The organism is Terrimicrobium sacchariphilum, from assembly GCF_001613545.1.
Taxonomy (GTDB): domain Bacteria; phylum Verrucomicrobiota; class Verrucomicrobiia; order Chthoniobacterales; family Terrimicrobiaceae; genus Terrimicrobium; species Terrimicrobium sacchariphilum.
In genome coordinates this window covers 2,353,452-2,375,584 of the sequence record NZ_BDCO01000002.1, presented here as the reverse complement: position 1 = coordinate 2,375,584, position 22,133 = coordinate 2,353,452, and the positions used below count along the sequence as shown (strand labels likewise).

The following is a 22,133-nucleotide window of genomic DNA, read 5'->3' as shown; positions in this document are numbered from 1 at the left end:
GTGCCTGGGTAGCATGAATCCATGCGGCTTCGATGCAACCGCGCGGGTATCTCCTCCCCCTTCAGTTCTTTCGCAAAGAAAAAGGGCGGACATTTCTGCCCGCCCTTTTCTATTGAAGTTAGCCTAACTTGGGAACTTACCGTGAGGCGGTGACGTTCTCGTTGATCACCTGTTCGTCCTTGGGCTTCTCCTCCACCGGGGCGGGAGCAGCAGCCGGGACGGTCGGGCTGACCTTCCAGAACTTGCCTTCGTAAGCAGGCCAGTCGGCCAGGATGGCCTGGGCCTTGGCGCTTTCGGTGAGCTCAAGGTGCTTGTAGATGAACTCCTTCAGCGTCGTGATGTCGTCGGCATTCTCCAGACGGGCCGGAGTAATGAGCTGCGGGTTGTAGCGGTCGAGGAAGGTATTGCCTTCATCGAGTACGTAAGCCACGCCGCCCGTCATGCCCGCGCCGAAGTTCTTTCCGGTCGGACCGAGGACCACAACAGTGCCGTTGGTCATGTATTCGCAGCAGTGGTCACCCACGCCCTCGACTACGGCAGTGCCGCCGGAGTTACGGACGCAGAAGCGCTCGCCGCCGCGGCCATTCGCATACAAGGCGCCGCCCGTGGCACCGTACATGACGGTGTTGCCGAGGACGATGCACTCGGACGGAGTGTACTTGCGAGGAGTGACCGGCTTGATAACGATCTCGCCGCCGCTCATGCCCTTGCCCACATAGTCGTTGGCCTCACCGGTGAGAACGAGGCGGACGCCCGGTGCGAGGAACGCACCGAAGCTCTGGCCCGAACTACCGTGGAGGAGCAGGTTGATCGTGCCCGGAGGCAGACCTTCCTCACCCCACTGGTAGCCGATCTCGCCCGACACCATGGTGCCGGCGGAGCGGTTGACGTTGGTAATCTTGTAGGAAAGCGTGATCGGCTGGGCGTCATTGATCGCCTCCTTCGCATCCTGCATGATGATGTCGTCGAGGGTGCGATCCTCGGGAGCATCGTTGCGGGAGCGGGTGGCGTAACGCACCATGGTCGAATCGCCCTTGGCCACGTCCACCAGGAGCGGGCTGAGGTCGAGGGTGTTCGCTTTCGGATGATCGGGCACCACGCGCTGACGCAGCGACTCGGTACGGCCAATCATTTCGTTGATCGTGCGGTAGCCGAGCTTGGCCATGATCTCGCGGACTTCCTGCGCCACGGCGTTGAAGAACCGGACGAGGTTGTCGGGCGTGCCCTTGAACTTCGCGCGGAGCTTCTCCTGCGAGGTGGCAACGCCGACCGGGCAGGTATTCAGGTGACACTGGCGCACGTAGACGCAGCCGAGCGCGATGAGCGCAGCCGTGCCGAAGTTATATTCCTCAGCGCCAAGCAGCGTCGCGTAAACGATATCCTCACCCGTGCGCATTCCGCCATCGGTGCGGAGCGTGACGCGGTTGCGCAGGCCGTTGAGCAGCAGAACCTGATGGGTTTCCGCCACGCCCATTTCCCAAGCGCCGCCAGCGTTCTTCACCGAACTGAGCGGGGAAGCACCGGTGCCGCCATCGTGACCGCTGACCAGGATGATGTCGGCGTGAGCCTTGGCCACGCCAGCCGCGATGGTGCCGACGCCAGCCTCGGCGACGAGCTTCACGCAGACGCGGGCGCGCGGGTTCACCTGCTTCAGGTCATAGATGAGCTGAGCCAGATCCTCGATCGAGTAAATGTCGTGATGCGGCGGAGGCGAGATGAGCGTGACGCCGGGCACCGAGTGACGGAGCTTGGCGATGTACGCATTGACCTTGTGACCGGGCAGCTGACCGCCCTCACCGGGCTTGGCACCCTGAGCCATCTTGATCTCGATTTCCTTCGCGCTGGCGAGATAGGCCGCCGTGACGCCGAAGCGACCGCTGGCGATCTGCTTGATGGCGCTATTGGCCCAATCCCCATCCTCGCGGCGCTTGAAGCGCACCGGGTCCTCACCACCCTCACCGCTGTTCGACTTGCCGCCGATGCGATTCATGGCGATGGCCAGGGCCTCGTGAGCCTCGGGACTCAACGCGCCGAGCGACATGCCCGCCGTGGTAAAGCGGCGGCGGATTTCTTCAATAGGCTCGACTTCCTCGATCGGCACGGGGCCGGTCGGAGCGGGAATCATGTCCAGCAGGTTGCGGAGCGAATGCGGACGGTTGGTCAGCACGGCGTCGACGTACTTCTGGTAATCCTCCCACTTGCCGGCTTTGTCTTCGCCCTTGATGCCGACGAAGGTGTGGAAGCTCTGGAGCACCGGCGGAGTGACGGCGTGAAGCTCGCCACCGCGGCGCACGCGGTAGTAACCGGGGTCCTCCAGCTTGCCTTCCTCGACCGGGACAGCCTCGCCGAATGCCATGTGATGGCGGGTCAGGCTTTCCGCAGCGATTTCGTTGAAACCCACTCCCTGGATCTGGGTCGTGGTGCCAGCGAAGCACTCGTCGATGACCTTGGTGGAAACACCGATGGCCTCGAAGACCTGGGCGCCGCGATAGCTGCTCACGAGCGAGATGCCCATCTTGGACATGATCTTGAGGATGCCGTTTTCGAGGGCCTTCTTGTAGTTGATGGCCGCCGTGGCGAAGCCACCCTCGACCTGGCCCTTCTCGATCATTTCCCGAGCGGTTTCAAAGGCGAGATACGGGTTGATGGCGCTCGCTCCGTAACCGATGAGGCAGGCGATCTGATGCACGTCGCGGGCCTCGGCGGTTTCAGCAATGATGCTGGCGCGCATGCGCTTGCCGACGCGGCTCAGGTGATGATGCACGGCGCCCACGGCGACGAGCATCGGCACGGCCACGTTCTGATGATCCACTCCGCGGTCGGAGAGAATGATCAGACGGCCGCCGTTGTCGACCGCGCTCTCCGCCTCGAGGCAGATGCGGTGGACGGCATTTTCCAGACCCGCTGCGCCTTCCGAGACGGGCCAAGTACAGGGAATAGTGTGCGATTCAAAATCGCCGCCGATGGCGCGGAGCTTGTTCAGCTCGGCGTCAAAAACGATCGGAGATTCCATCACGACCTGATGGCAATGCTCGGGCGACTCGGAGAGCAGGTTGCGCCGCCATCCCATGATGGTGGCGAGCGACATGACGAGCTTCTCGCGGATCGGGTCGATCGGCGGGTTCGTCACCTGGGCAAAGAGCTGCTTGAAGTAGGTGTAGAGCAGACGCGGACGCAGCGAGAGCACCGCGAGCGGCGTGTCATCGCCCATGGAGCCGACGGCTTCCGCACCGTCCTTGTACATGGGCTTGAGGATCATATCGAGCTCCTCGCTGGAGTAGCCAAATGCGATCTGCTGCTGCGTGAGCGACATGATGTCGAGCTCGCCCTCGGAGGGCTTGAGCTCCTCCTCCTTCGTGTGCTCAAAGCGCACGAGGTTGTTGGCCAGCCACTCGCCGTATGGCTTGCGGGAAGCCAGGCCGAGCTTGATATCGGCGTCGCGGAGCAGCGTCCCCTCGGCCGTGTCGATGGCGATCATCTCGCCCGGGGCGAGACGACCCATCTCAACGATGTTGCGGAGGTCGAGTCCGTCAATACCAACCTCGGAGCCGAGGACGAAGATACCGTCGTCCGTCAGCTTGTAGCGGGCCGGGCGCAGACCGTTGCGGTCGAGCGAAGCGCCCACGGTGATGCCGTCGCTGAAGCACAGAGCGGCAGGGCCGTCCCATGGTTCGCAGATGCAGCGGTGATATTCGTAAAACTCCTTCACGACCTTGGGCAGGCTCTTGTCGGAGCTCCAGGCCGGAGGCACGAGCATGGTGACGGCGTGCAGCAGGCTGCGACCGCTCATGGTGAGAACCTCCAGGGCGTTGTCGAGGCTGGCGGAGTCGGACCCGCCGGGCTGGATGATCGGCTTGAGCAGATCGATGTCCTTGCCCCAGAAATCCGCCTGAAGCTCGGCCTCGCGGGCGCTCATCCAAATACGGTTACCGCGCACGGTGTTGATCTCACCGTTGTGCGCGAGCATGCGGAAGGGCTGCGCGAGCGGCCACTTCGGGAAGGTGTTCGTGCTGTAGCGCTGGTGATAGACGCAGATCGAGGTCTCGTAGTCGGGGTTCGAGAGGTCCGGGTAGAACTTCTCGACCGAGGCGGAGACGAGCAATCCCTTGTAGATGATCACGCGGTGCGAGAACGACGGGATGTAGAAATTATTGATCTTGGCGGCGGCGGCCATGTCCTCGATCTCGTTGCGAGCGAGGAAGAGACGGCGCTCGTAGTCGTCGTCGGCCATGCCCCAGGGCTTGCCGATGAGGACGTGCTCGATGCGCGGCAGAGTCGTCTGGGCCTTTTCGCCAAGGACACGGAGATTGATCGGCACCTCACGCCAGCCGAAAAGGAACAGACCGCGCTTTTCCAGCACCTCCTCGGTGATGGCCTTGGCGCGAGCCTGGGCGTAGGCATTGTCATGCGGCAGGAAGAGGACACCGACGGCCAGATCGCTTTCCTTGTACAGCGTATGGCCGAGGCGGGTCACCTCCGGCACGAAGAGCTTGTAAGGGATCTGGGTCAGGATACCAGCTCCGTCACCCGTCTTGGCGTCAGCGTCGAGCGCGCCGCGGTGCATGAGGTTGCAGATGGACCGGAGGCCCATGCGCAGGATGCGGTTGGAACGGCGTCCACTGACCTGAGCGACGAAACCTACCCCGCACGAATCATGTTCGTGCTCCGGACGGTACATACAAGTTGGGAGCGTTTCGGTATTCAGGCTATTTTGATTCATGTGTGTTTCCCCGTAGGTTTCCAGAGATGCAGTGGCAGGTCAGTGTTTTCAGAGAAAAACTGGGCAGCAAATTTCATTCCACGCGAGCAGATTGTCATCAAAAAACTCGCGTGGATCGCGAAAAATTCGCGTAACGAAGGTCTTGAGCGTTAAGCGCTTTGGCGTCCTTCGACCTTCCGGACGAAGGCCAGCACCTTGTGATCGTCTCCATGAGACGCCCAGACCGCCCTCAGGAAGTCGGCCGGATGCAGGCCATGCTCGCTGAGAAATCGCCGGTCACCGCTACAGCCATACATGATGTCATGGCAGAGGTCACCATGGAGGAAGCACTTCGCCTTGCGGGTGATACGAGGCAGCCAGGTGACTCCCTCCAGATCCGCAGTTTTAGGCGGAAGCTCGCTCTCGTCGATCTCCCCGGAGCTGGGCATGCCCTTTTGCTCATAGAGGAAGTAGTCGCGGCGGGCGGCGACGATGAGGAGGAAGGTGTCCCAGTCGGGTTCACCGTATTTCACGAAATCCTCGGCGTAGTCGTAGACGTTGATCGGTTTCAGGCCAATCGTGGCGAGAAAGAGCTTTTCGGCGTCGCTGAAGTACGAAGCGAGGTCGCGATTGCCGTCCTGGTAGGATTTGACGGCCTTGTCGTAGATCAGTCGGAGATTTTGGGTCCAGGCGTTGATGTCCATAGTCAGTCTTTTGGGGTTAATCGGTGAGAACCTCTTGCGCGGTCTTGAAATGCATCTTGGCGAAGCGAGCGAGGCTCTCGCTTCCACCCTGCTGGGCGATCTGGCGTCCGGCGGCCTTTACCGCCTTGGAAACACCGCGCAGGAGAGGCACTCCGGCTTCCTTGCCGTGGGCGTCGAGCCAGTCGATAAACTTCTCGCGGGCCAGGATCGAGGCGGCGGCGACGGCGTAGTCGGATTCCGCCTTGGTCTGCTGGTCGAGGGTGATGGCGCGGCCCTTTTCCATGAGAGCGCGCTGGAGGACGCGAACGTCGGCAAATTTGTCAGAAAGAGCTCGCGGGCAGTCGGGCTTCAGTTCGCAGAGGTTCTCGATGACGCGAGCGTGGCCCCAGGCGAGGAGGCGGTTCAGGTTGCCGATTTTTTTATAAAGTTCGTTATACCGCTCGGGGCTGATGGTGACGACACTCTGCGGGGTGCGGGATTCGCGGATAGCCTTGGCGAGATCGCGGATCTTCTTGTCCGATCCGATGCGCTTGCTGTCGGTAATGCCGAGTTTCTTGAACTGCTGGGCGATATCACGGTCGACGTAGGCCCCGGCGATGACGAGCGGGCCGAAGAAATCGCCCTTGCCGCTTTCGTCGATGCCGAAGTGCGGCTCGAACATCTCGGGCTTGAGCACCTCGTCATAACCGAGCTTGGCCTCACCAAGGATCTCGGGTTCCAGCCGATACTGAACAAACTCCTCGGTGCCACGACCTTGAACAACTACCTTCGGTCCTTTTTCATACACCGCGATGGTCAATTTGTCCTTCTGGGCAAAGAAAAGCGTATAGGGACGCGTCTCGAACTTGTAACCGTCCGCCTGGAGCAGCAGCTTGAGTTTCGCAGCTTGCTCAGAGGTGAGCGGCGTATTGTAGAGAGTGATGGCTTTTTCGGACACAGGAACACCCAGTAATACCCGGAGCACGGCAGAGGCGGAGGAAAAAATTCGCCAGTCGCTGGCCAAGTGGTTCCGGCGCAACGGGCGGAAGCTCCCCTGGCGGGAGACGACCGATCCGTACGCCATCCTGGTTTCCGAATTCATGCTCCAGCAGACGACGGTGGCAGCGGTAAAGCCGTACTTTCATCGCTGGATGGAGAGATTTCCGACCGTCCGGCACCTCGCGGAGGCCAGCGAGGAAGAGGTGCTACATCTCTGGCAGGGACTCGGGTACTATAGTCGGGCCCGCAATCTCCATGCGGCAGCAAAGGCGGTGATCGCGTGCCATGGGGGCATCGTGCCGAGTACCCGGGCGGAACTGAGGGCGCTGCCGGGGGTTGGCAACTACACGGCGGGAGCGGTTTCCGCGTTCGCCTTCGACGCGGTGGAGACGGTAATCGACGCAAACATCGCCCGCGTGCTGGCCCGCCTGAATAACTGGCAAAAACCCATCGACGATGCGACTGGGAAAACTTTCCTCGAAAAGGCGGCTCACGCGCTCCTGCCCGCAAAGGGTGGGCGCCTCCACACCTCGGCGTTGATGGAGTTGGGCGCGCTGGTTTGCACAGCGCGGAATCCGGATTGCGACGACTGCCCGGTGCGACTTGAGTGCCAGGCGGAAAACCCGGAGGCGTTACCCGTGAAACGGGCACGGCCCCAGGTGGAACTCATCGCGGAAAGCCGAGCCTGCGTCTTTGATCGGGGCAAGCTTTGGCTGGAACCGTCCCATGGTCCGCGCTGGAAAGGCATGTGGCTGCTGCCTCCCTCGGACGGCGGCGGTCGGCTTCTGCACACCGAGATTTACCCAATCACCCGGTATCGCGTGACCATGAGCGTACATGCGGAGCGAAGGACAAGTGAACTCTTCAAGGGATTTTCCCTGACGGAATTGCCCCCGATGCCATCTCCGCATCGGCGAGCTGTTGCAGCGTTGATCAGAAACGGGCATATTGGCTGACTTATGTCCTCTCCTTCACCTGTCTACGCGCCCGATGCCACCGGTCACTTCGGCCAGTACGGGGGCAAATTCGTCCCGGAGACGCTCTACAGTGCGCTCGAGGAGCTCGAGGAGGAATACCTGAAGGCCAAGGACGATCCGGCATTTCAGCAGGAGTACATGAACCTCCTGACCGACTACTGCGGCCGCGAAACGCCGCTCTACTATGCCGAGCGCCTGACCAAGCACCTCGGCGGAGCCAAGATTTACCTCAAACGAGAGGACCTCCTGCATACCGGCGCGCACAAGATCAACAATGCCATCGGGCAGGCCATCCTCGCCCGCCGCATGGGCAAGAAGCGAGTCATCGCCGAGACAGGCGCGGGCCAGCATGGCGTGGCGACTGCCACGGTGGCGGCGCGCTTTGGCTTTGAGTGTGTGATTTACATGGGTGCGGTGGACATGAAGCGCCAGGCGCTCAACGTGGCCCGCATGGAATTCCTCGGCGCGAAAGTGGTGCCGGTGACTGCTGGACAGGCCACGCTCAAGGAAGCGGTCAACGAAGCGATGCGCGACTGGGTGACGAATGTCCGCTCGACCCACTACATTCTCGGCACCGCCTACGGCGCCCACCCCTACCCTGTGATGGTGCGAGATTTCCACCGTATCATCGGCGACGAAGCTCGGCGGCAGATTCTTGAAAAGGAGAATCGCCTCCCCGATCTGCTCGTGGCCTGCGTGGGCGGCGGCAGCAATGCCATCGGCCTGTTTTACCCCTTCCTCGAAGACTCCTCCGTGCGTCTCGTGGGGGTGGAAGCCGGCGGCGAAGGCATCATCAAGGGCCGCCATGCGGCGCGTTTCCAGGGTGGACGCCTCGGCGTGCTCCAGGGGGCCAAGACATGGCTGCTCGCCGATGAGGACGGGCAGATCGAATTGACTCACTCCATCTCGGCCGGTCTCGACTACGCCGCGGTGGGACCCGAGCATTGCTACCTGCGCGAAATCGGTCGGGCAGAATACGACTACGCCACGGATGATGAGGCGCTGGCGGCTTTCCGTACGCTCGCCTCCGTCGAGGGAATCATCCCTGCGCTGGAGTCCTCCCATGCGGTGGCTCACGCGATAAAGGTCGCACCCAAGATGAGCCCCGATCAGCTCGTGATCGTCAATCTCTCCGGTCGCGGAGACAAGGACGTCTCGCAGGCCGCGGAGATTTTGCTAAAGAAGAGCGTGTAGCTGAGTCCCGGCCATCCAAGAGATTCTAAGCTTAGTTGCCGGTCGCGAAAGCTCCGCCGACCATATAACTTCTTTACAAAGCAGATGGATCAGCGTAGGCGGGCGGCATTCCCTCCATCAAATGAAGTTTATCACCCCCCTGGCGGCGATCACCGCGGCACTTACATCCATCGCTTGCGCTCAAGTCACTCAAATCGAAATAGCCGCGAGGTATGAAGGCATCGACCCGGGCATCGTTGAGGGCGCTTCCAAGGACGAACCAGCCAATCTTGCCATGCCCCGCATCACTGTTAAGTCAGGCAAGATCGCAACCGTCCATGTAAACGGGGAATACATATTTCCAATTGGAGACGAGTCCCATGAAGCCTCAGCCGGAGCTAGCATCAAAATCACCGCTGCTTACAAAGATGGGAAATGCACCATTTCCGGAATGAGCCTGCTCCGCAAACCGGATGTCCTCGAAAGTAAAGAATCGCTTTCCCCGAAAAGCTTTGTCAGCTTCGAAACCTTCTTTTCCGGGACGGTTTCAGCCAACACCGAGATCCCCATCGAGCTAGGGCAAGCTGTTCCCGGCACCCTGTTTCTGAAACTCACACCACTGGATGCCAACGGGAAGCCGGCTTCCTGAAGCTCGCCTACTCCACGTCATCACCCGCATGAGTGAGGCGGATCTTCGGCAGCGGCATGGCCTCCGCTTCCTCCGGGCCGTGAATCAACTCCTCCAGGCGGGCCTTGGTGGCCAGGAACTCGGGTGATAGGAACTGGCTGGAACTGCGCGGACGCGGGACGGGAACCTCGATGACTTCCATGATGCGGCTCGGATTCGTGCCGAGCACCAGGATGCGGTCGGAGAGGTAGATTGCCTCGTCGAGATCATGGGTCACGAACATGATCGTGACGTCGACACGCTTCCAGATCTCCAGCAGGTAGCTTTGCATCTTGCAGCGGGTCTGAGCGTCGAGTGCGCCGAAGGGCTCGTCCATGAGCAGGATTCGCGGATTGTTGGCGAGAGCGCGCGCGATGGCGACACGCTGCTTCATGCCGCCGGAGAGCTCGTGCGGATAAGAGTTCTCAAATTTGCTCAGGCCGACGAGATCGATCCACTGGCGAGCTTCGCTTTCCGACTCCGTGGAGGAACGCCCACCGATCTCCAGGCCAAACATGACGTTCTTCTTCACCGTGAGCCACGGAAAGAGCGTGTAGCCTTGGAAGACCATGCCGCGATCCGAACCCGGAGCGGAAACCTGGGTTCCCTCCAACAAGACATCGCCGGATGTGGGTGTCTCCAACCCTGCGATGATACGGATAAGGGTGGACTTGCCACAACCGGACGGGCCGACCACGCACATGAACTCGCGGCGGAAAACCTGGAGCGAAATGTCATTGAGCGTCGTGTGGGTGTGAAACGTCTTGTTCAGATGGTTGACGTCGAGAATGACCGGGCGGCTCTTGAGCTTGGAGAATCGCGCGGCGACCTCCGGGCTCTGGTCCAGGTGGCTGGGCAGGTTAAGCGTTTGCATTGGCTGTCTCCGTGTTCTGTGTGCTGTTGCGACGACGATCGAGGATGGCGCGCATCAGGGATTTCTTTGCTCCCTTCTGCCATGGGAAGATCTGGCGTCCGACCCAGTCGAGGATGCGGTCGGAGGTGAAGCCAATGATGCCGATGATGATGATGGCGGCAAAGACGTTGTCGTAGATGCGGTACTTCGCCTGCTGGTTGATGAAGAAGGTGATGCCGGAACTGGCGCCGATGTATTCCGCCACGATCAGGTAGGTCCATGCCCACCCGAGCAGGATGCGCATGTCATTGTAGAGATCGACCGCGATGCCGGGCACGACGACGCGAAACACGAGTTGTCGGCGATTGGCCCCGAGGGTCTGCGCGGCCTCAACGAGCGAGGTGTCGAGCTTGCGCGTCGTATTGGCTATGACCAACACCTGCTGGAAGAACGTGCCGATGAAAATGATGGCGATCTTGGGCGCATCGTAGATGCCGAGAACGGCCACCGCCAGTGCGCCGAAGGCGGGCGCAGGCATGTAGCGGGTAAAGTCCACGAAGGGCTCGGTGATGCGGGAAAAAAACGGGAATGTGCCACAAAGAATGCCGAGAGGCACCCCGACGACAGAACTCCAGAGAAAGCCCCAGAAGATGACCTGGATACTTTGCCAGAGGCTTTCATGCAGCCATTTTTCGCCCTTGCGTTTGGGCGGGGTGGTGAAGCTCTTATAAAAGGCCACCGCGACCTCATGAGGGGCGGGAAGAAAGACCGGATTCGCCGGGGTGCCAGTAGCGAGATGACCACCCGAGGTTGCCAGCTTGGCATTCTCGGCTTTGAAAGTGGTCCGCTCAATCAGCGCGTCACGGGTGAAATACGATACATCGCCCGGATCATCGATCTTGACCAGCGGATGCCAAACAAAGGGCACGTAGCTAACGATCGCCCAGACCGCCAGCGGGAGGGCAAAGGAGATCCACAGCAGAATCAACTGCCGCGACTCCGGGAGCGTCCCGAATGGAACCAGCCATTTCTTTCCCTTGCTCATGAGTAGTGGTGGGACCGGCCGCAGAGGGACGTCAGCGACCGGTCCGAATTCGCTATTATCTTACAGAGAGTCCGTGATGGCCGGAGCGATGTAGTCCGCAGTGGGCTGCGGCTTGTCGTAGACCTTGTTGGAGACGTTGAACTCATCGACCACGACATTCGAGCCGTAGACGGAATCCAGCCCCTCGCCCTTCTTGAAGACCTTCTTGGCCTCGTCGAGCTTGAGGATCTTGGTGCCGCTGACGAACTTCGCATATTCCTCGGGCGAGAGATTCACGCGGGAGGCCATGATCTTCACCGCATCATCATGCGTGGCGGGATCATAGAAGTAGTCGACGACCTTGTACCAAACCTGGGCGATCTTTTTCCACTCCTCCGGGTGAGCCGAGAGGCTGGCCGGGCTAACGGCGAGCACGTCGTAGATCAGGCCGGGAACGTCCTTGCTGGTGTAGATCGGCTTGGAACCGGGGACGGCCTTGAGGGCTTGTCCGGAATTCGGCTGCCAGGCGCCGATGGCGGCGACATCGCCGGAGGCGAGTGCCTTGGGAGTTTCACCAGTCGGCACATTGACGAGCTCGACGTCGGATTCCTTCATGCCTACAGCCTGGAGGCCCTTGAGTAGAAGCAGGTGGTCGACGAAGCCGACTTCCACGCCGACCTTCTTGCCCTTGAGATCCTGCAGCTTCTCAATGCCGGGCTGGCCGACGATCATGTCGTTGCCGTTCGAGAAGTCATTGATGAGAATCGTCTTGCTCGGCGCGCCGGTTGCGCCAGTCACGAGAGCGTCGCCATTTGTCATACAGACGGCGTCGAGCTTGCCTGCGGCAAAGGCCTCCATCGAGGGCACGTACTCGAACCACTCGAATTGAACATCCACGCCGGCTTCCTTGAACCAGCCTTTCTGGATCGCAACCTCCCAGGCCACCCAGCCCGGCCAGTCGCTGTAACCGATCTTCAGGGGTTCCGCCTGCGCGACACCGCCACAAAGCGCGGCAGCGAGCAGACCCATCAGTGTTTTCTTCATCATGGTTGTTCTCCGTTTGTTGTTGGATCGTTCGAGGGGTTCAAAAGACTCCGGCGGTTCGATGCCATTCGACCGGGGCGGTCTCGCGGCGGGCTTTTTCCACAATCGCGGCGAGGGCTTCGCCGATTTCCTCAAAGAGCAGCTTTCCGCGTTCGGCGGTGCCTTCGGTCGGGTTGCCGGTGACGCCATTCATGCTCGTATTGGCGACCATGTAGTTAAATATCGTCTCGGTCGTGCGGTCGGGATCATCCTCGGCGACCGACATGTCCACAGAGTCCGGTGCGAGGTGCAGCATGAGATCGGTCTCGGCCTTGTTGGCGTGCAGATCGGCGGCGTCGCTGATGAAATACTCCCAGATGGACGGCGTGAGATTGAAGGTGTTGCGCGTGGCGATCTGGAGCCGGTTGACGTAATCGAAGCGGAGGCGATCCACCGCGACGCGGAGCGAGGCATCGTTGCCAAAGTGGGAATTCACGAGAAGAAGGCGCTTCCATCCTGTCGCGACGGCCCAGGCCGCAATCTCGCGCAAAGTATGAATGAAGGTCTCGTGGAAAATCGAAAAGGTCCCCGGCCATCTCTCGGTGTGACCGACGGACACCGTATAGGAAAGAGCAGGCAATACTGGCACTCCGGTTGCGGCGGAGGCGTAGTCGCAGGCTGCGGTGGCGATTACGGTATCGGTATTAATCGGGAGATGCGGCCCGTGTTGTTCCGTGGCTCCGACCGGAAGGAGAAGCATATCGCCGCCGCCTGCCTGGAGGTCGCGAATGCGCGTCCAGGAAAGGTGCTCGAGCCGCACCGGCTTGCGTGAATCTCCCGGTCCGTAAATCATAAGAGATCACTCCAGCGTGTGAATACCTCGATGGCCGTTTCGCGCAGCACAGGGAGGCATTCCTTTCCTTGCGACATCATGATGTCGGGATCTACACCCGATTCTGTGAGGTAGTCGCGGGAGTCCTCCACCATCTCGGAGAGGATCTCAGGTGTCATCTCCAAGTGGAACTGCATGCCGTAAAGCGAATGCCCGTAGCGGAAGAGCTGATTCGGCGTGAGTTCCGAAGAGCCGAGCCGCATGCCGCCAACCGGAATTTCAAACACGTCGCCATGCCAGTGCGTAGTGACGAAGTCTTTCGGCAAACCGCCCCAGATGGGGTCGTAGTCCGCGATGGGATCAAGCGTGACACGATAGAACCCCACCTCGCGATGCGGAGCCTTGCGCACCTCCGCGCCGAGCCCTGCCGCCATCAACTGAGCACCCAGGCACAAGCCGATGATCGGCTTCCCCTCCGAGACGACCTGACGCACCAGGTTCGTCTCCGCACCGAGATAGGGATATTGATCCTGCTCGTAAACACCCTGCGCTCCGCCGCCAAGGGCAAGTCCGTCGTATCCTTCCAACGTCACGGGAACCTGCTGGCCGAGGTCGGACCTCAAGACATCAAGGCTGATGCCTCGCTGGGTGAGAACTTCACCGAGCAGGCCGGGTTTATCGGTATCTCCGTGTTGGACGAACAGGACTTTCTTTGAGCGCATGGGTCAGTACAGGCGGGCGTATTTATGAATTTCCCACGGCGTGACAGTGAGGTTGTACTCCTCCCACTCCGCGGATTTGTAAGTGATAAATTCCTTCTTCAGTTCCGCCCCGAGAATCTGCTCGACGAATGGGTCGCGATCGAAGGCCGCAACAGCCTCGCCGAGCGATCTGGGCAGATGCTGGACACCGAGTTCAGCGAGTTCGGCATCCGTGTGTTCATAAAGATTTTCCGTGCGCGGCGGCCCGGGATCGAGCTGTTGCTCGATGCCCTCAAGCCCGGCAGCAAGCGCGAGGGCGGCGGCGAGATAGGGATTGCAGCTCGAGTCGGCATTGCGCGATTCCACCCGTCCTCCCGCCATGGGGATGCGGACCGAGTTGGTGCGATTGTTGGTGCCGAACGAGTTAAAGACCGGAGCCCACGAGTAGTAGCCCATAAGGCCGCGGCGCACGAGGCGCTTGTAGCTGTTCACCGTTGGAGCCCAAGCCGCGCAAAGGGCCTGGCCGTGGCGCAGGATGCCAGCGGTAAACTGATAGCCCAGCGCGGACAGCCCGAGGCTGTACGGGTCGCTGCGATCCGCCTGCTTGAAGAGATTTTCGCCGGTTTCCAGGCTGGCAAGCGACATATTGAAATGCGCCCCATTGCCCGTCTTGTCGCCGAAGGGCTTCGGCATGAAGGTGGCGATGAGTCCATACTTCGCCGCGACCTGCTTCGCCATATAGCGGAAGAAGATGTAGCGGTCGCACATGGTCAGCGCATCGGAATAGCCAAAATCAAACTCGAACTGCCCGTGGCCATCCTCGTGGTCAAAGGAATACAGCCCCCAGCCCAGGTCGTCGATGTACCCGGCGATTTCGTCCAGCATGGGATAGCTATCAAGGAACCGCTTCACATCGTAGGCGGCCTTGGAAAGGTTGTCGTCCTTGTTAGCAACCTCGAGTCTGCCGTCGTCTGTTAGCTTAAGAAAGTACACCTCGCATTCGATGCCGAGATTGAACTTCCAGCCCTTCTCCGCCGCACGGGCGAGAACGCTCTTCAAGACATTGCGCGTATTCAGCGGATAAGACTCGCCGTGATAGGTATTGTCTGCCGGGAACCAGGCGACTTCCTTTTGCCAGGGAAGCTGAATGCCTCGCTCCAGATCAGGCACGGAGGCGATCTCATCGTCGTTGGGGCTCTGACCGAGGCCGTCGAGCGCGTAGCCCGTGTAAAGCTCCGAACCCGAAGCAAAACTTTCAAAGTGCGAGATGGGCACCACTTTTCCCTTGGGAACACCGTGGATATCCACGTAAGCGCCGATGCAATACTTCACACCCTTTCCCTGAAGATCCTCTTTGATTGCTTTTACATCCGACATGGTTCGCACACTGCCTCCGTCCTTCCTATACAACAATAGGAAGACCTTCCTATGAGGCGGCTGATTCAGCGTATTCGCGCTGAAAGGCGAGTGCTGCGGCGTGGCGGTTTTCCACCCCGAGTTTACGAAAGATTTTCTCCAGATGGTTCTTCACCGTGTGAGCACTGATCCCGAGGATGATGGAGATTTCCTCATTGGATTTGCCCTGGCACATCCAGTCGGCCACTTCGCGTTCCCGCTGGCTCAGCCCGCTCTCGGACGCCATGGGTGCGCATTCCAGGCCGCGCTCCTCCACCAGGAGAAGGCCGCAACCCGCATGCGGGTGGCGCGTGAATCGTATTACCAACTCCCTCGTTCCCTTCGGAAAAGTCCAGGACGCTCCACGCCGCGACGGATTTTGCAATCGGGAAGCGACCATTTCGTGCAAGGGCGCAGGCAGTTCGCTTTGCCCGGCGGGACGTCCGCCGACATAGCGCCAGATGAGCTGGCGAGTAACAGGACTCCAGAACCGGACATCGCCCCCATCGTCCAGGATGACGTGGTGACGGTTCAGGGCATTCTCGATCGGCTCCACATTGCGCGGGAGGACTTCCGCGTCGATGAGCACATCCATGTGAACATCAAATCCGGCCACGCCCACGCAGCGACCGCCGAATTTGATCGGGGCCGCCTGACTGGCGATAAAGAGATTTTCCCCGCCGACCCGGTATTCGTACGGATCGATTACGACCTGGCTACCGCGACAGGCCGGAAGCCGATACCACTGGGCGCCAGGTTCATCGTAGTCGGTATTGGGCTCAAGCTGCACCTCTCCGCCGAAGCGATGCCACAGCGGCACAAAGCGACCGGATTCATCATGTCCCGGCGCACCGGCATATTCATGGTCCCGGCCATCGAGGGCATCGGGTTGCCAAACCGACCACACCCCAAGGAAGTGCGGATTTGCGTCGAGCACTGAGCGAAGAACGCCATTATAGACCTCGCGGTTTCGGACTCCGAGGGCATGCAGCGAGGCGAGAAGGCCAGCCAAATGCCCCGCACTTTGCGGTGAAGCGGCTGTTTTTGGGTGGTCCATGCCCTCATAAAGCAAATTCCGTACCGAGTTGAAAAAACGCAAAAATCGCCCTCGGGGCGACGCTTTACACTTTCCCTCCCCGCCCGCGCTGGGCAGTGTGATTCCCTTTTCGTCATGAGCTCACCCGATCTGAACGTGCGCAAAGTCGCCACCCTGGCCCGCCTCGCGCTCTCCGATGAGGAGGTCGCCACATTCCAAGACCAGCTCGGTCGCATCCTTGAGCATATCGAGCATCTCAAAAAGCTGGATGTCTCGGACGTGGAACCCACCGCCCACACGTATCCGGTCTTTAACGTCACCCGCGACGATGTGCCGGGTGAAAGCCTGCCGCGCGAAGCCTTCCTCGGCATCGCCCCGCGCTCCGCTAACAATCTCCTGATCGTCCCGAAGGTTCTCGAATAATGGATCTGACCACTCTCTCCGCAGCCGAACTCCAGGCTGGCTTCCGCGCCGGTCAATTCACCCCCGTCGACGCCATCACGGCGCTGGAAAAACGCATCGAGGCCGTCGAGCCGCAGGTGCAGGCTTTCCTTTCCCGCGATTTTGAAGCAGCCAGGAAAGCTGCCGAAACCGCCGACATCTCCCTCCCGCTGGGCGGCGTGCCCATCGGCATCAAGGACGTGATCAACGTCAAGGGCGAGTCCTGCACGGCTGCCTCGAGGATGCTCACCGGCTACACCTCGCCCTACGACGCCACGGTGATTACCAAGCTCCGAGCGGCGGGTGCGATTCCGTTCGGCCGCCTGAACATGGACGAGTTCGCCATGGGATCGTCGACAGAAAACTCGGCCTACCAGGTCACCCGCAACCCATGGGATACCTCCCGGATTCCGGGTGGCTCGTCGGGTGGTTCCGCTGCTGCCGTGGCTGCGCTGGAGGTTCCGGCTACGCTGGGATCGGATACGGGCGGATCGATTCGCCAACCCGCCGCCCTTTGCGGCTGCGTGGGCCTCAAGCCCAGCTATGGCCGCGTTTCCCGCTACGGCCTTATCGCTTTTGCGTCTTCGCTCGACCAGATCGGGCCATTTGCCCGCACGACGAAGGATTGCGCCCTGCTGCTCAACGCCATCGCCGGACGCGATCCGCGCGACTCGACCTCGCTCGATTTGCCGACGGAGGATTTCACCTCCCAGCTCGGTCGTGACCTGAAGGGCGTAAAACTCGGTATTCCGAAGGAATATTTCGTCGACGGCATGGATGCCCGGGTCCGCGCCAAGGTCGAGGAAGCCATCCGCCAATGCGAAGCCGCCGGGGCGGAGTTGGTGGAAATCTCGCTCCCGCACACGGAATACGCCGTATCGGTTTACTATATCATCGCCACCGCCGAGGCATCGGCCAACCTGGCCCGCTTCGATGGCGTGCGCTACGGCAAGCGAGCCGATCAGCCGAAGGATCTGATGGATCTCTACCTGCGCTCGCGCGAGGAGGGATTTGGCAGTGAGGTAAAACGGCGTATCATTCTGGGTACCTATGTCCTGTCGAGCGGCTACTACGATGCGTACTACCTCCGTGCGCAAAAGGTGCGCACGCTCATCCGGCGCGACTTTGAAGCCGCGTACGAGAAGGTCGACGCCATCGTCTGCCCGACCTCGCCTGATCTGGCCTTCCCGATTGGCGAGCGCACGAGCGACCCGCTGCGCATGTACCTGGCGGATATTTTCACCATTGCAGCCAACCTGGCTGGAATCTGCGGCATCAGCGTTCCATGTGGATTTGTGGAAGAAGGCGGGAAGCAACTCCCGGTCGGACTCCAATTCCTCGGCAAATCGCTCGACGAAAGCAGGCTCCTCGGGGTGGCAGATGCCTACGAGCGACTCTCAGGCTGGAATAAACAGGTCGCTCCCCTTAAATAAATGAGTCTACTCTTCTTCAAGCGCGTGTTGGCCAATCCCTTGCAGGTTGGCTACATCGTGCCCAGTTCACCATTCCTCACCCGCCAAACCTCCCGTCGCCTGGATTTCTCCAAGCCCCGTGTGGTGGTGGAACTCGGACCCGGCGAGGGTTGCCATACCCGCAAGATCGTGAAGCGGATGGATAAGAACTCCCGCCTCTTTGCCTTCGAGTTGGACGAGGAGTTCGTGGCGCACCTGCGCAAGCAATTCGCCCATGACCCGCGCGTGACGATCCTGCACAGGAACGCCACCGAGATGCCCGACGTCCTCGCCGAGCATGGGATCACACATTGCGACTATATCGTTTCCGGTCTGCCCTTCCTCGTAATTCCCGAGGAAGCCCGCGGCAAGCTCCTCGGCAGCATCTCAGATGCGATGCACGAGGAGAGCAGGTTCATCACCTATCAGGTGACCACCCAGCTGTGCGACGAGAGCCACCTCTTTGAGTTGCACGACAAGGAATACTGCGCCCTGAACGTCCCGCCGATCAACGTGCTGGAGTTCAAGAAGGCGCAAGCCGCCCGCTAGAGATTTTGCATCGCCGAGGAGCCAGCTCCTCGGCATGCTGGCGGGATGCTTGAAGTGACCGCCTTTTTTTGCGTCCTCGGAACTGTTTTCTGCGGACTCATCGTCGCCGCGATTCTGACGCGAATCGCCTATGCCATCTCGGAGAAGATCACCGAGGCTCCGCTGCTCGACGCTTTTGTCAGCCTTTACACCTGGGTGCCGTGGGCAGTCGGCGCGACCTGGGACGGATGGCGCGGATTTTTTGCCGCCGTCGTCGCCCAGCTTCTCTTTCTCCATTTCTTCTGCCTGGTGCACCGAGCCATTCGCGGCAAGAAGGGGCGCACCCTCACCGATGCCCAGGCCCATGTGCTGGGACCGATCCGCAATCAGGTGTGCCTTTTACTCCAGACTCCGGCCGTGCTCGCCTTCGTGGCGATCCGCGCTACGGAACTCGTCCTCTACCCCATCGTGGCCGGCATCGGTAAGCTCCCCACCTACAAGCAAAGCGAGTGGGTCAATTTGTCGCGCCACAAATATGATGGCTTGGTCGGCTACGATTTGCTCTGGTGCTGGTACTGTGATTGGATGACGGGGCTCTGGAGCCTGGGCAGCGAGATGCTTCGCAACATTGAGTCCTTCTGGTGCCCGATTCGTTTCCGCAGCGATGCCAAGAATCGCAACGCCTCCATCGACTTTCCCGATGTGAAGGAGTGGGCTCCGGCCGATGGATCGCTGGAAGACGCCGTGCGCCTGATCGAGAAACACTACGACGGCAAGCGGAAGAACAGTTGGTGGGGTCACCCAGACCGCAGCAAGGAATAGTGACCTTCCACCGCATCGAGCCAAACGAGCATTACCGCGACCTGCGGCTGACCTCCGAAGGCGGGGCGTGGGATTTAGGCCTGAACGCTTACGCGTCTGGAATGCGCGTACGCATGGGGGTGAACAATAAACCGCCCAAGGTTCTCGACTTTTGTATTGGTCAGGATGCTTCCTTGTTCGCTCCCGCGCTTACAAGCGTACTAAAAAGACTCGAACCTCTGGAGGAATCCGTCTCTCCCGAGGAGATCGACGCCGTGTTTCCCTGGGCGGGAACACGGCCCGATATGGCCATTCACCTGGACTCGCTGCTCAGCGTGTTGTCCTGAGCAGGCGGCCCCGGCCCGGCGTCCCCACGAACTTCCCGTCCCGGACAGCGAGCTGCCCGCGTACGGAGACATGGGTCGGCTTGCCTTTGATCTCCCAACCCTCGAAAGCGTTGTAATCGACATTCTGGGTCTGGGTGGCAGCGGAGATCGTCCCGCGATAGGCCGGATCATAAACCACCAAGTCAGCATCGCAACCGGGCTGAATGGTTCCCTTGCGCGGAAAGAGGTTGAAGGTCTTGGCGGCGTTCGTGCTCGCCACCGCCACGAAGGTCTGGAGGTCCAGGCGGCCCTCAGCCACGCCATGGGTATAGAGCAGATTCACCCGATCCTCGATGGCCGGGATGCCATTGGGGATTTTGGTAAAGTCATGTTCGCCCATACGCTTCTGTGTGAAAAAGTCGAAAGGCGCATGGTCGGTTGCCACGGTCTGGATGAGGCCTTGACGCAGGGCATTCCACAAAATTGGCTGATTACTGGCGTCGCGAAGGGGCGGAGACATCACATATTTGGCTCCTTCAAAATTCCCTAATTCCGCGTAATTTTTATCGATAAGCAGATATTGGATAAGCGTTTCTATCGAAACATCCACACCCCGCAGGCGGGCGCGAAGGGCTTCCTCCAATGCCTCCACGCAACTCAGGTGCACAATGTACACCGAAGCCCCGGTAAGCTCCGCAAAGGTCATCAGATGATGCACCCCTTCGGCTTCCACCCGTGGCGGACGGCTGGCATGATGTCCCTCCGTTCCAGTCACGCCGCGCGCAAGGAGGTCTTTTTGCAGGCTCGAAATAAGGGTGGAATTTTCACAATGAGCAGCGGTGATGACGCCCAGTTCCTTGGCAATACGCAACGTTTCGTAAAGCTCTTCATCGTCGATTCCCAACGCCCCCTTATAGGCCAGGAAGATCTTGAAGGACCCGATACCCTTCGCAACGATTTCACGCAATTGAGCCGGAGTACTCTCGTCGAACCCCGCCACCCCAACATGGAAAGCGTAATCACACGCCGCCTTGCCGGAGGCCTGCCGGGTCCAGGTTTCAAATCCCTCCAGCGGAGTCGTTCCCCGCCCCGGCGTGCACATATCGAAGATGGTCGTGGTGCCGCCGATGAGGGCCGCTTTGGTCCCGGACTCATAGTCATCCTTGGAATAGGTGCCCATGAACGGGAGATAAATATGGGTGTGGGGATCAATGAAACCGGGGAAGACGTACTTGCCCGAGGCATCGATCACCTCCGCCCCGGCGGGAACCTCTATGTCGGGAGCGATGTGCGTGATGGTTTCTCCCTCGCACCAGATATCCGCCACGTAGCGGGAGTCGGCGGTGACGATTTCGCCGTTTTTAATGAGGAGGGCCATGTCAGCGACTCAGGGCGTGGGATTGCGCCACGAAGGTTTCGCTCTTCCAGTCCCCGTCGGTCTCGGCCTTTTTCTTGGCCTCGCGCTGGAGGCGGACGAGTTCCGCGTGGGTGGTGAAGTACTGGAGGCTCTTGCCTTTAAAGTCCTCGAGCGTTTCAAAGCCGTGTTTCTCCATGAAGGCGAGGAGTTCCTCTTTCATCGAATGGATCAGCTCGTAGCCGTGCTTCAGGACGCCAGTGCAAACCTGCACGGTGTCGGAACCCAGAAGGATGAACTGTGCAGCGTCGTGGCCGGACTCGATGCCACCGATGCCGGACAGGGTTCGGCCGGGGAATTCGTTGCGGATCATGGTCGCAATTTCCATGCACATGCGGAGCGCAATCGGGCGGATGGCCTTCGAAGAATAGCCGCCGGGAGTCGTATAACCCTCCACCGTAGGCTCGGGTCGGAGTGTATCGAGGTTCACCGCGATGACCGAGCGGATGGTATTGATGGCGCTGATACCGTGACAGCCTGACGCGAGAGAAGCACGCGCCGGGGATTCGATATGAGTGACGTTTGGCGTCATTTTGGCCCATACCGGCTTTTTGGCTGCGGCCATCACCCAGCTACAAACCTCGGAAAGAATGTCGGGGTTCTCGCCCATGGCGGAGCCCATCTTTCGCTCCGGCAGACCATGAGGGCAGGAGAAGTTGAGCTCAAACCCATCGACGCCTGCCGCCTCGCAACGCTCGATGATTTCCACCCAGGCATCGCGACGGTACTCCTCCATGATCGAGGCAATGAGGATGCGATCGGGGAAGGCGTCCTTGCACTTCTTGAACTCCTCCAGCCAGATCTCTAGCGGGCGGTCGCTGATGAGTTCGATATTCTCCCATCCCACAACTTCGCGGCCATCGGCGGCGTGAAGTTTGCCATAGCGCGGGGAGACGTTGATGACCTTGGAAGCATCCAGGCTGACGGTCTTGGCCACGACACCGCCCCATCCTTCCCGGAAAGCGCGGCTGATGACGTTGAAATTGGTTCCTGGAGGGCCTGAGGCGATCAGGAACGGGTTTGGGAGCTTCAGGCCATCGACGGTAGTGGCAAGCGTGGGCATTGAGCGTTGGGTTAAAGGGAAAGAATTCCCCCTTTTGCCTCGGGAAT

General features: G+C 60.2%; 20 protein-coding genes. 8 read left to right on the top strand and 12 right to left on the bottom strand.

Annotation, left to right across the window (positions count from 1 at the left end; genetic code table 11):
• Nucleotides 1–136: 136 nt before the first annotated feature.
• From gltB to rnhC, 3 genes are all read right to left on the bottom strand, one after another.
• The gene (gene gltB / locus TSACC_RS11115; RefSeq protein ID WP_075079363.1) at nt 137–4,720 is read right to left on the bottom strand and encodes a glutamate synthase large subunit; all 4,584 of its coding nucleotides are present in this window, start codon (nt 4,718–4,720) and stop codon (nt 137–139) included.
• Nucleotides 4,721–4,869: 149 nt separating this feature from the next.
• Nucleotides 4,870–5,403 (bottom strand): DUF5069 domain-containing protein, encoded by a 534-nt coding sequence (locus TSACC_RS11110; protein WP_075079362.1) that lies wholly within the window; start codon nt 5,401–5,403, stop codon nt 4,870–4,872.
• A 16-nt stretch (nt 5,404–5,419) separates the two neighbouring features.
• Complete coding sequence (gene rnhC, locus TSACC_RS11105) at nt 5,420–6,340, bottom strand: ribonuclease HIII (protein ID WP_075080690.1); 921 nt, start codon at nt 6,338–6,340, stop codon at nt 5,420–5,422.
• Between rnhC and TSACC_RS21290 the strand changes: the two genes are divergently transcribed.
• From TSACC_RS21290 to TSACC_RS11085, 3 genes are all read left to right on the top strand, one after another.
• The gene (locus TSACC_RS21290; protein WP_084400617.1) at nt 6,324–7,337 is read left to right on the top strand and encodes an A/G-specific adenine glycosylase; all 1,014 of its coding nucleotides are present in this window, start codon (nt 6,324–6,326) and stop codon (nt 7,335–7,337) included. The two genes, rnhC and TSACC_RS21290, sit on opposite strands and share 17 nt — an antisense overlap.
• A 3-nt stretch (nt 7,338–7,340) precedes the next feature.
• On the top strand, nt 7,341–8,552 hold the full coding sequence (trpB, locus tag TSACC_RS11090) for a tryptophan synthase subunit beta (RefSeq protein ID WP_075079360.1): 1,212 nt from the start codon (nt 7,341–7,343) through the stop codon (nt 8,550–8,552).
• A 121-nt stretch (nt 8,553–8,673) separates the two neighbouring features.
• The gene (locus tag TSACC_RS11085) at nt 8,674–9,180 is read left to right on the top strand and encodes a hypothetical protein (protein WP_075079359.1); all 507 of its coding nucleotides are present in this window, start codon (nt 8,674–8,676) and stop codon (nt 9,178–9,180) included.
• 7 nt (nt 9,181–9,187) lie between these two features.
• Here TSACC_RS11085 and TSACC_RS11080 read toward each other — a convergent pair whose 3' ends face one another.
• Genes TSACC_RS11080 through TSACC_RS22610 form a run of 7 tightly spaced genes read right to left on the bottom strand, consistent with a single transcriptional unit; the run spans nt 9,188 to nt 16,083 of the window.
• Nucleotides 9,188–10,072, bottom strand: a complete 885-nt coding sequence (locus TSACC_RS11080) for an ABC transporter ATP-binding protein (protein ID WP_075079358.1) — start codon at nt 10,070–10,072, stop codon at nt 9,188–9,190.
• Complete coding sequence (locus tag TSACC_RS11075; protein ID WP_075079357.1) at nt 10,059–11,096, bottom strand: ABC transporter permease; 1,038 nt, start codon at nt 11,094–11,096, stop codon at nt 10,059–10,061. Before TSACC_RS11075 ends, TSACC_RS11080 begins: the two co-directional genes overlap by 14 nt.
• Nucleotides 11,097–11,156: 60 nt before the next feature.
• Nucleotides 11,157–12,122 (bottom strand): ABC transporter substrate-binding protein, encoded by a 966-nt coding sequence (locus TSACC_RS11070; protein WP_101927839.1) that lies wholly within the window; start codon nt 12,120–12,122, stop codon nt 11,157–11,159.
• Between the two features lie 37 nt (nt 12,123–12,159).
• The gene (locus tag TSACC_RS11065; RefSeq protein WP_084400392.1) at nt 12,160–12,951 is read right to left on the bottom strand and encodes a creatininase family protein; all 792 of its coding nucleotides are present in this window, start codon (nt 12,949–12,951) and stop codon (nt 12,160–12,162) included.
• Nucleotides 12,948–13,652, bottom strand: a complete 705-nt coding sequence (locus TSACC_RS11060) for a type 1 glutamine amidotransferase (RefSeq protein ID WP_075079356.1) — start codon at nt 13,650–13,652, stop codon at nt 12,948–12,950. The genes TSACC_RS11065 and TSACC_RS11060 overlap by 4 nt, the downstream gene beginning before the upstream one ends.
• 3 nt (nt 13,653–13,655) lie before the next feature.
• On the bottom strand, nt 13,656–15,008 hold the full coding sequence (gene glnT, locus TSACC_RS11055; protein WP_075079355.1) for a type III glutamate--ammonia ligase: 1,353 nt from the start codon (nt 15,006–15,008) through the stop codon (nt 13,656–13,658).
• A gap of 49 nt (nt 15,009–15,057) precedes the next feature.
• The gene (locus TSACC_RS22610; protein ID WP_153811396.1) at nt 15,058–16,083 is read right to left on the bottom strand and encodes a LuxR C-terminal-related transcriptional regulator; all 1,026 of its coding nucleotides are present in this window, start codon (nt 16,081–16,083) and stop codon (nt 15,058–15,060) included.
• A 114-nt stretch (nt 16,084–16,197) separates the two neighbouring features.
• Here TSACC_RS22610 and gatC point away from each other — a divergent pair, with 114 nt between their 5' ends.
• Genes gatC through TSACC_RS11025 form a run of 5 tightly spaced genes read left to right on the top strand, consistent with a single transcriptional unit; the run spans nt 16,198 to nt 19,630 of the window.
• On the top strand, nt 16,198–16,485 hold the full coding sequence (gene gatC, locus TSACC_RS11045) for an Asp-tRNA(Asn)/Glu-tRNA(Gln) amidotransferase subunit GatC (protein ID WP_075079353.1): 288 nt from the start codon (nt 16,198–16,200) through the stop codon (nt 16,483–16,485).
• Nucleotides 16,485–17,936, top strand: a complete 1,452-nt coding sequence (gene gatA / locus TSACC_RS11040) for an Asp-tRNA(Asn)/Glu-tRNA(Gln) amidotransferase subunit GatA (RefSeq protein WP_075079352.1) — start codon at nt 16,485–16,487, stop codon at nt 17,934–17,936. The genes gatC and gatA overlap by 1 nt, the downstream gene beginning before the upstream one ends.
• Nucleotides 17,937–18,503 carry a class I SAM-dependent methyltransferase gene (locus TSACC_RS11035; protein ID WP_075079351.1) on the top strand — a complete coding sequence of 189 codons (567 nt, stop codon included), beginning with the start codon at nt 17,937–17,939 and terminating at the stop codon, nt 18,501–18,503. It abuts the gene before it with no gap.
• 45 nt (nt 18,504–18,548) lie between these two features.
• Nucleotides 18,549–19,304, top strand: coding sequence for a hypothetical protein (locus TSACC_RS11030; RefSeq protein WP_075079350.1), 756 nt, complete (start codon nt 18,549–18,551; stop codon nt 19,302–19,304).
• A complete protein-coding gene (locus TSACC_RS11025; RefSeq protein ID WP_075079349.1) occupies nt 19,304–19,630 on the top strand; it encodes a hypothetical protein in 327 nt (108 codons plus the stop codon). The genes TSACC_RS11030 and TSACC_RS11025 overlap by 1 nt, the downstream gene beginning before the upstream one ends.
• Here TSACC_RS11025 and hydA read toward each other — a convergent pair.
• Together hydA and preA are read right to left on the bottom strand one after the other, a co-directional pair.
• Nucleotides 19,614–20,987, bottom strand: a complete 1,374-nt coding sequence (gene hydA, locus TSACC_RS11020) for a dihydropyrimidinase (protein WP_075079348.1) — start codon at nt 20,985–20,987, stop codon at nt 19,614–19,616. The genes TSACC_RS11025 and hydA overlap by 17 nt on opposite strands.
• 1 nt (nt 20,988) lies before the next feature.
• Nucleotides 20,989–22,086 (bottom strand): NAD-dependent dihydropyrimidine dehydrogenase subunit PreA, encoded by a 1,098-nt coding sequence (gene preA / locus TSACC_RS11015; RefSeq protein ID WP_075079347.1) that lies wholly within the window; start codon nt 22,084–22,086, stop codon nt 20,989–20,991.
• Nucleotides 22,087–22,133 lie beyond the last annotated feature (47 nt).

Coding starts and splice junctions, on each gene's coding strand:
- TSACC_RS11060 (WP_075079356.1), bottom strand. CDS start 13,652: ATGCGCTCAAAGAAAGTCCTGTTCGTCCAACACGGAGATACCGATAAA.
- TSACC_RS11085 (WP_075079359.1), top strand. CDS start 8,674: ATGAAGTTTATCACCCCCCTGGCGGCGATCACCGCGGCACTTACATCC.
- TSACC_RS11065 (WP_084400392.1), bottom strand. CDS start 12,951: ATGATTTACGGACCGGGAGATTCACGCAAGCCGGTGCGGCTCGAGCAC.
- hydA (WP_075079348.1), bottom strand. CDS start 20,987: ATGGCCCTCCTCATTAAAAACGGCGAAATCGTCACCGCCGACTCCCGC.
- gltB (WP_075079363.1), bottom strand. CDS start 4,720: ATGAATCAAAATAGCCTGAATACCGAAACGCTCCCAACTTGTATGTAC.
- glnT (WP_075079355.1), bottom strand. CDS start 15,008: ATGTCGGATGTAAAAGCAATCAAAGAGGATCTTCAGGGAAAGGGTGTG.
- TSACC_RS22610 (WP_153811396.1), bottom strand. CDS start 16,083: ATGGACCACCCAAAAACAGCCGCTTCACCGCAAAGTGCGGGGCATTTG.
- preA (WP_075079347.1), bottom strand. CDS start 22,086: ATGCCCACGCTTGCCACTACCGTCGATGGCCTGAAGCTCCCAAACCCG.
- TSACC_RS11030 (WP_075079350.1), top strand. CDS start 18,549: ATGCTTGAAGTGACCGCCTTTTTTTGCGTCCTCGGAACTGTTTTCTGC.
- TSACC_RS11070 (WP_101927839.1), bottom strand. CDS start 12,122: ATGATGAAGAAAACACTGATGGGTCTGCTCGCTGCCGCGCTTTGTGGC.
- gatC (WP_075079353.1), top strand. CDS start 16,198: ATGAGCTCACCCGATCTGAACGTGCGCAAAGTCGCCACCCTGGCCCGC.
- TSACC_RS11075 (WP_075079357.1), bottom strand. CDS start 11,096: ATGAGCAAGGGAAAGAAATGGCTGGTTCCATTCGGGACGCTCCCGGAG.
- TSACC_RS11080 (WP_075079358.1), bottom strand. CDS start 10,072: ATGCAAACGCTTAACCTGCCCAGCCACCTGGACCAGAGCCCGGAGGTC.
- TSACC_RS21290 (WP_084400617.1), top strand. CDS start 6,324: ATGGCTTTTTCGGACACAGGAACACCCAGTAATACCCGGAGCACGGCA.
- TSACC_RS11035 (WP_075079351.1), top strand. CDS start 17,937: ATGAGTCTACTCTTCTTCAAGCGCGTGTTGGCCAATCCCTTGCAGGTT.
- gatA (WP_075079352.1), top strand. CDS start 16,485: ATGGATCTGACCACTCTCTCCGCAGCCGAACTCCAGGCTGGCTTCCGC.
- TSACC_RS11110 (WP_075079362.1), bottom strand. CDS start 5,403: ATGGACATCAACGCCTGGACCCAAAATCTCCGACTGATCTACGACAAG.
- trpB (WP_075079360.1), top strand. CDS start 7,341: ATGTCCTCTCCTTCACCTGTCTACGCGCCCGATGCCACCGGTCACTTC.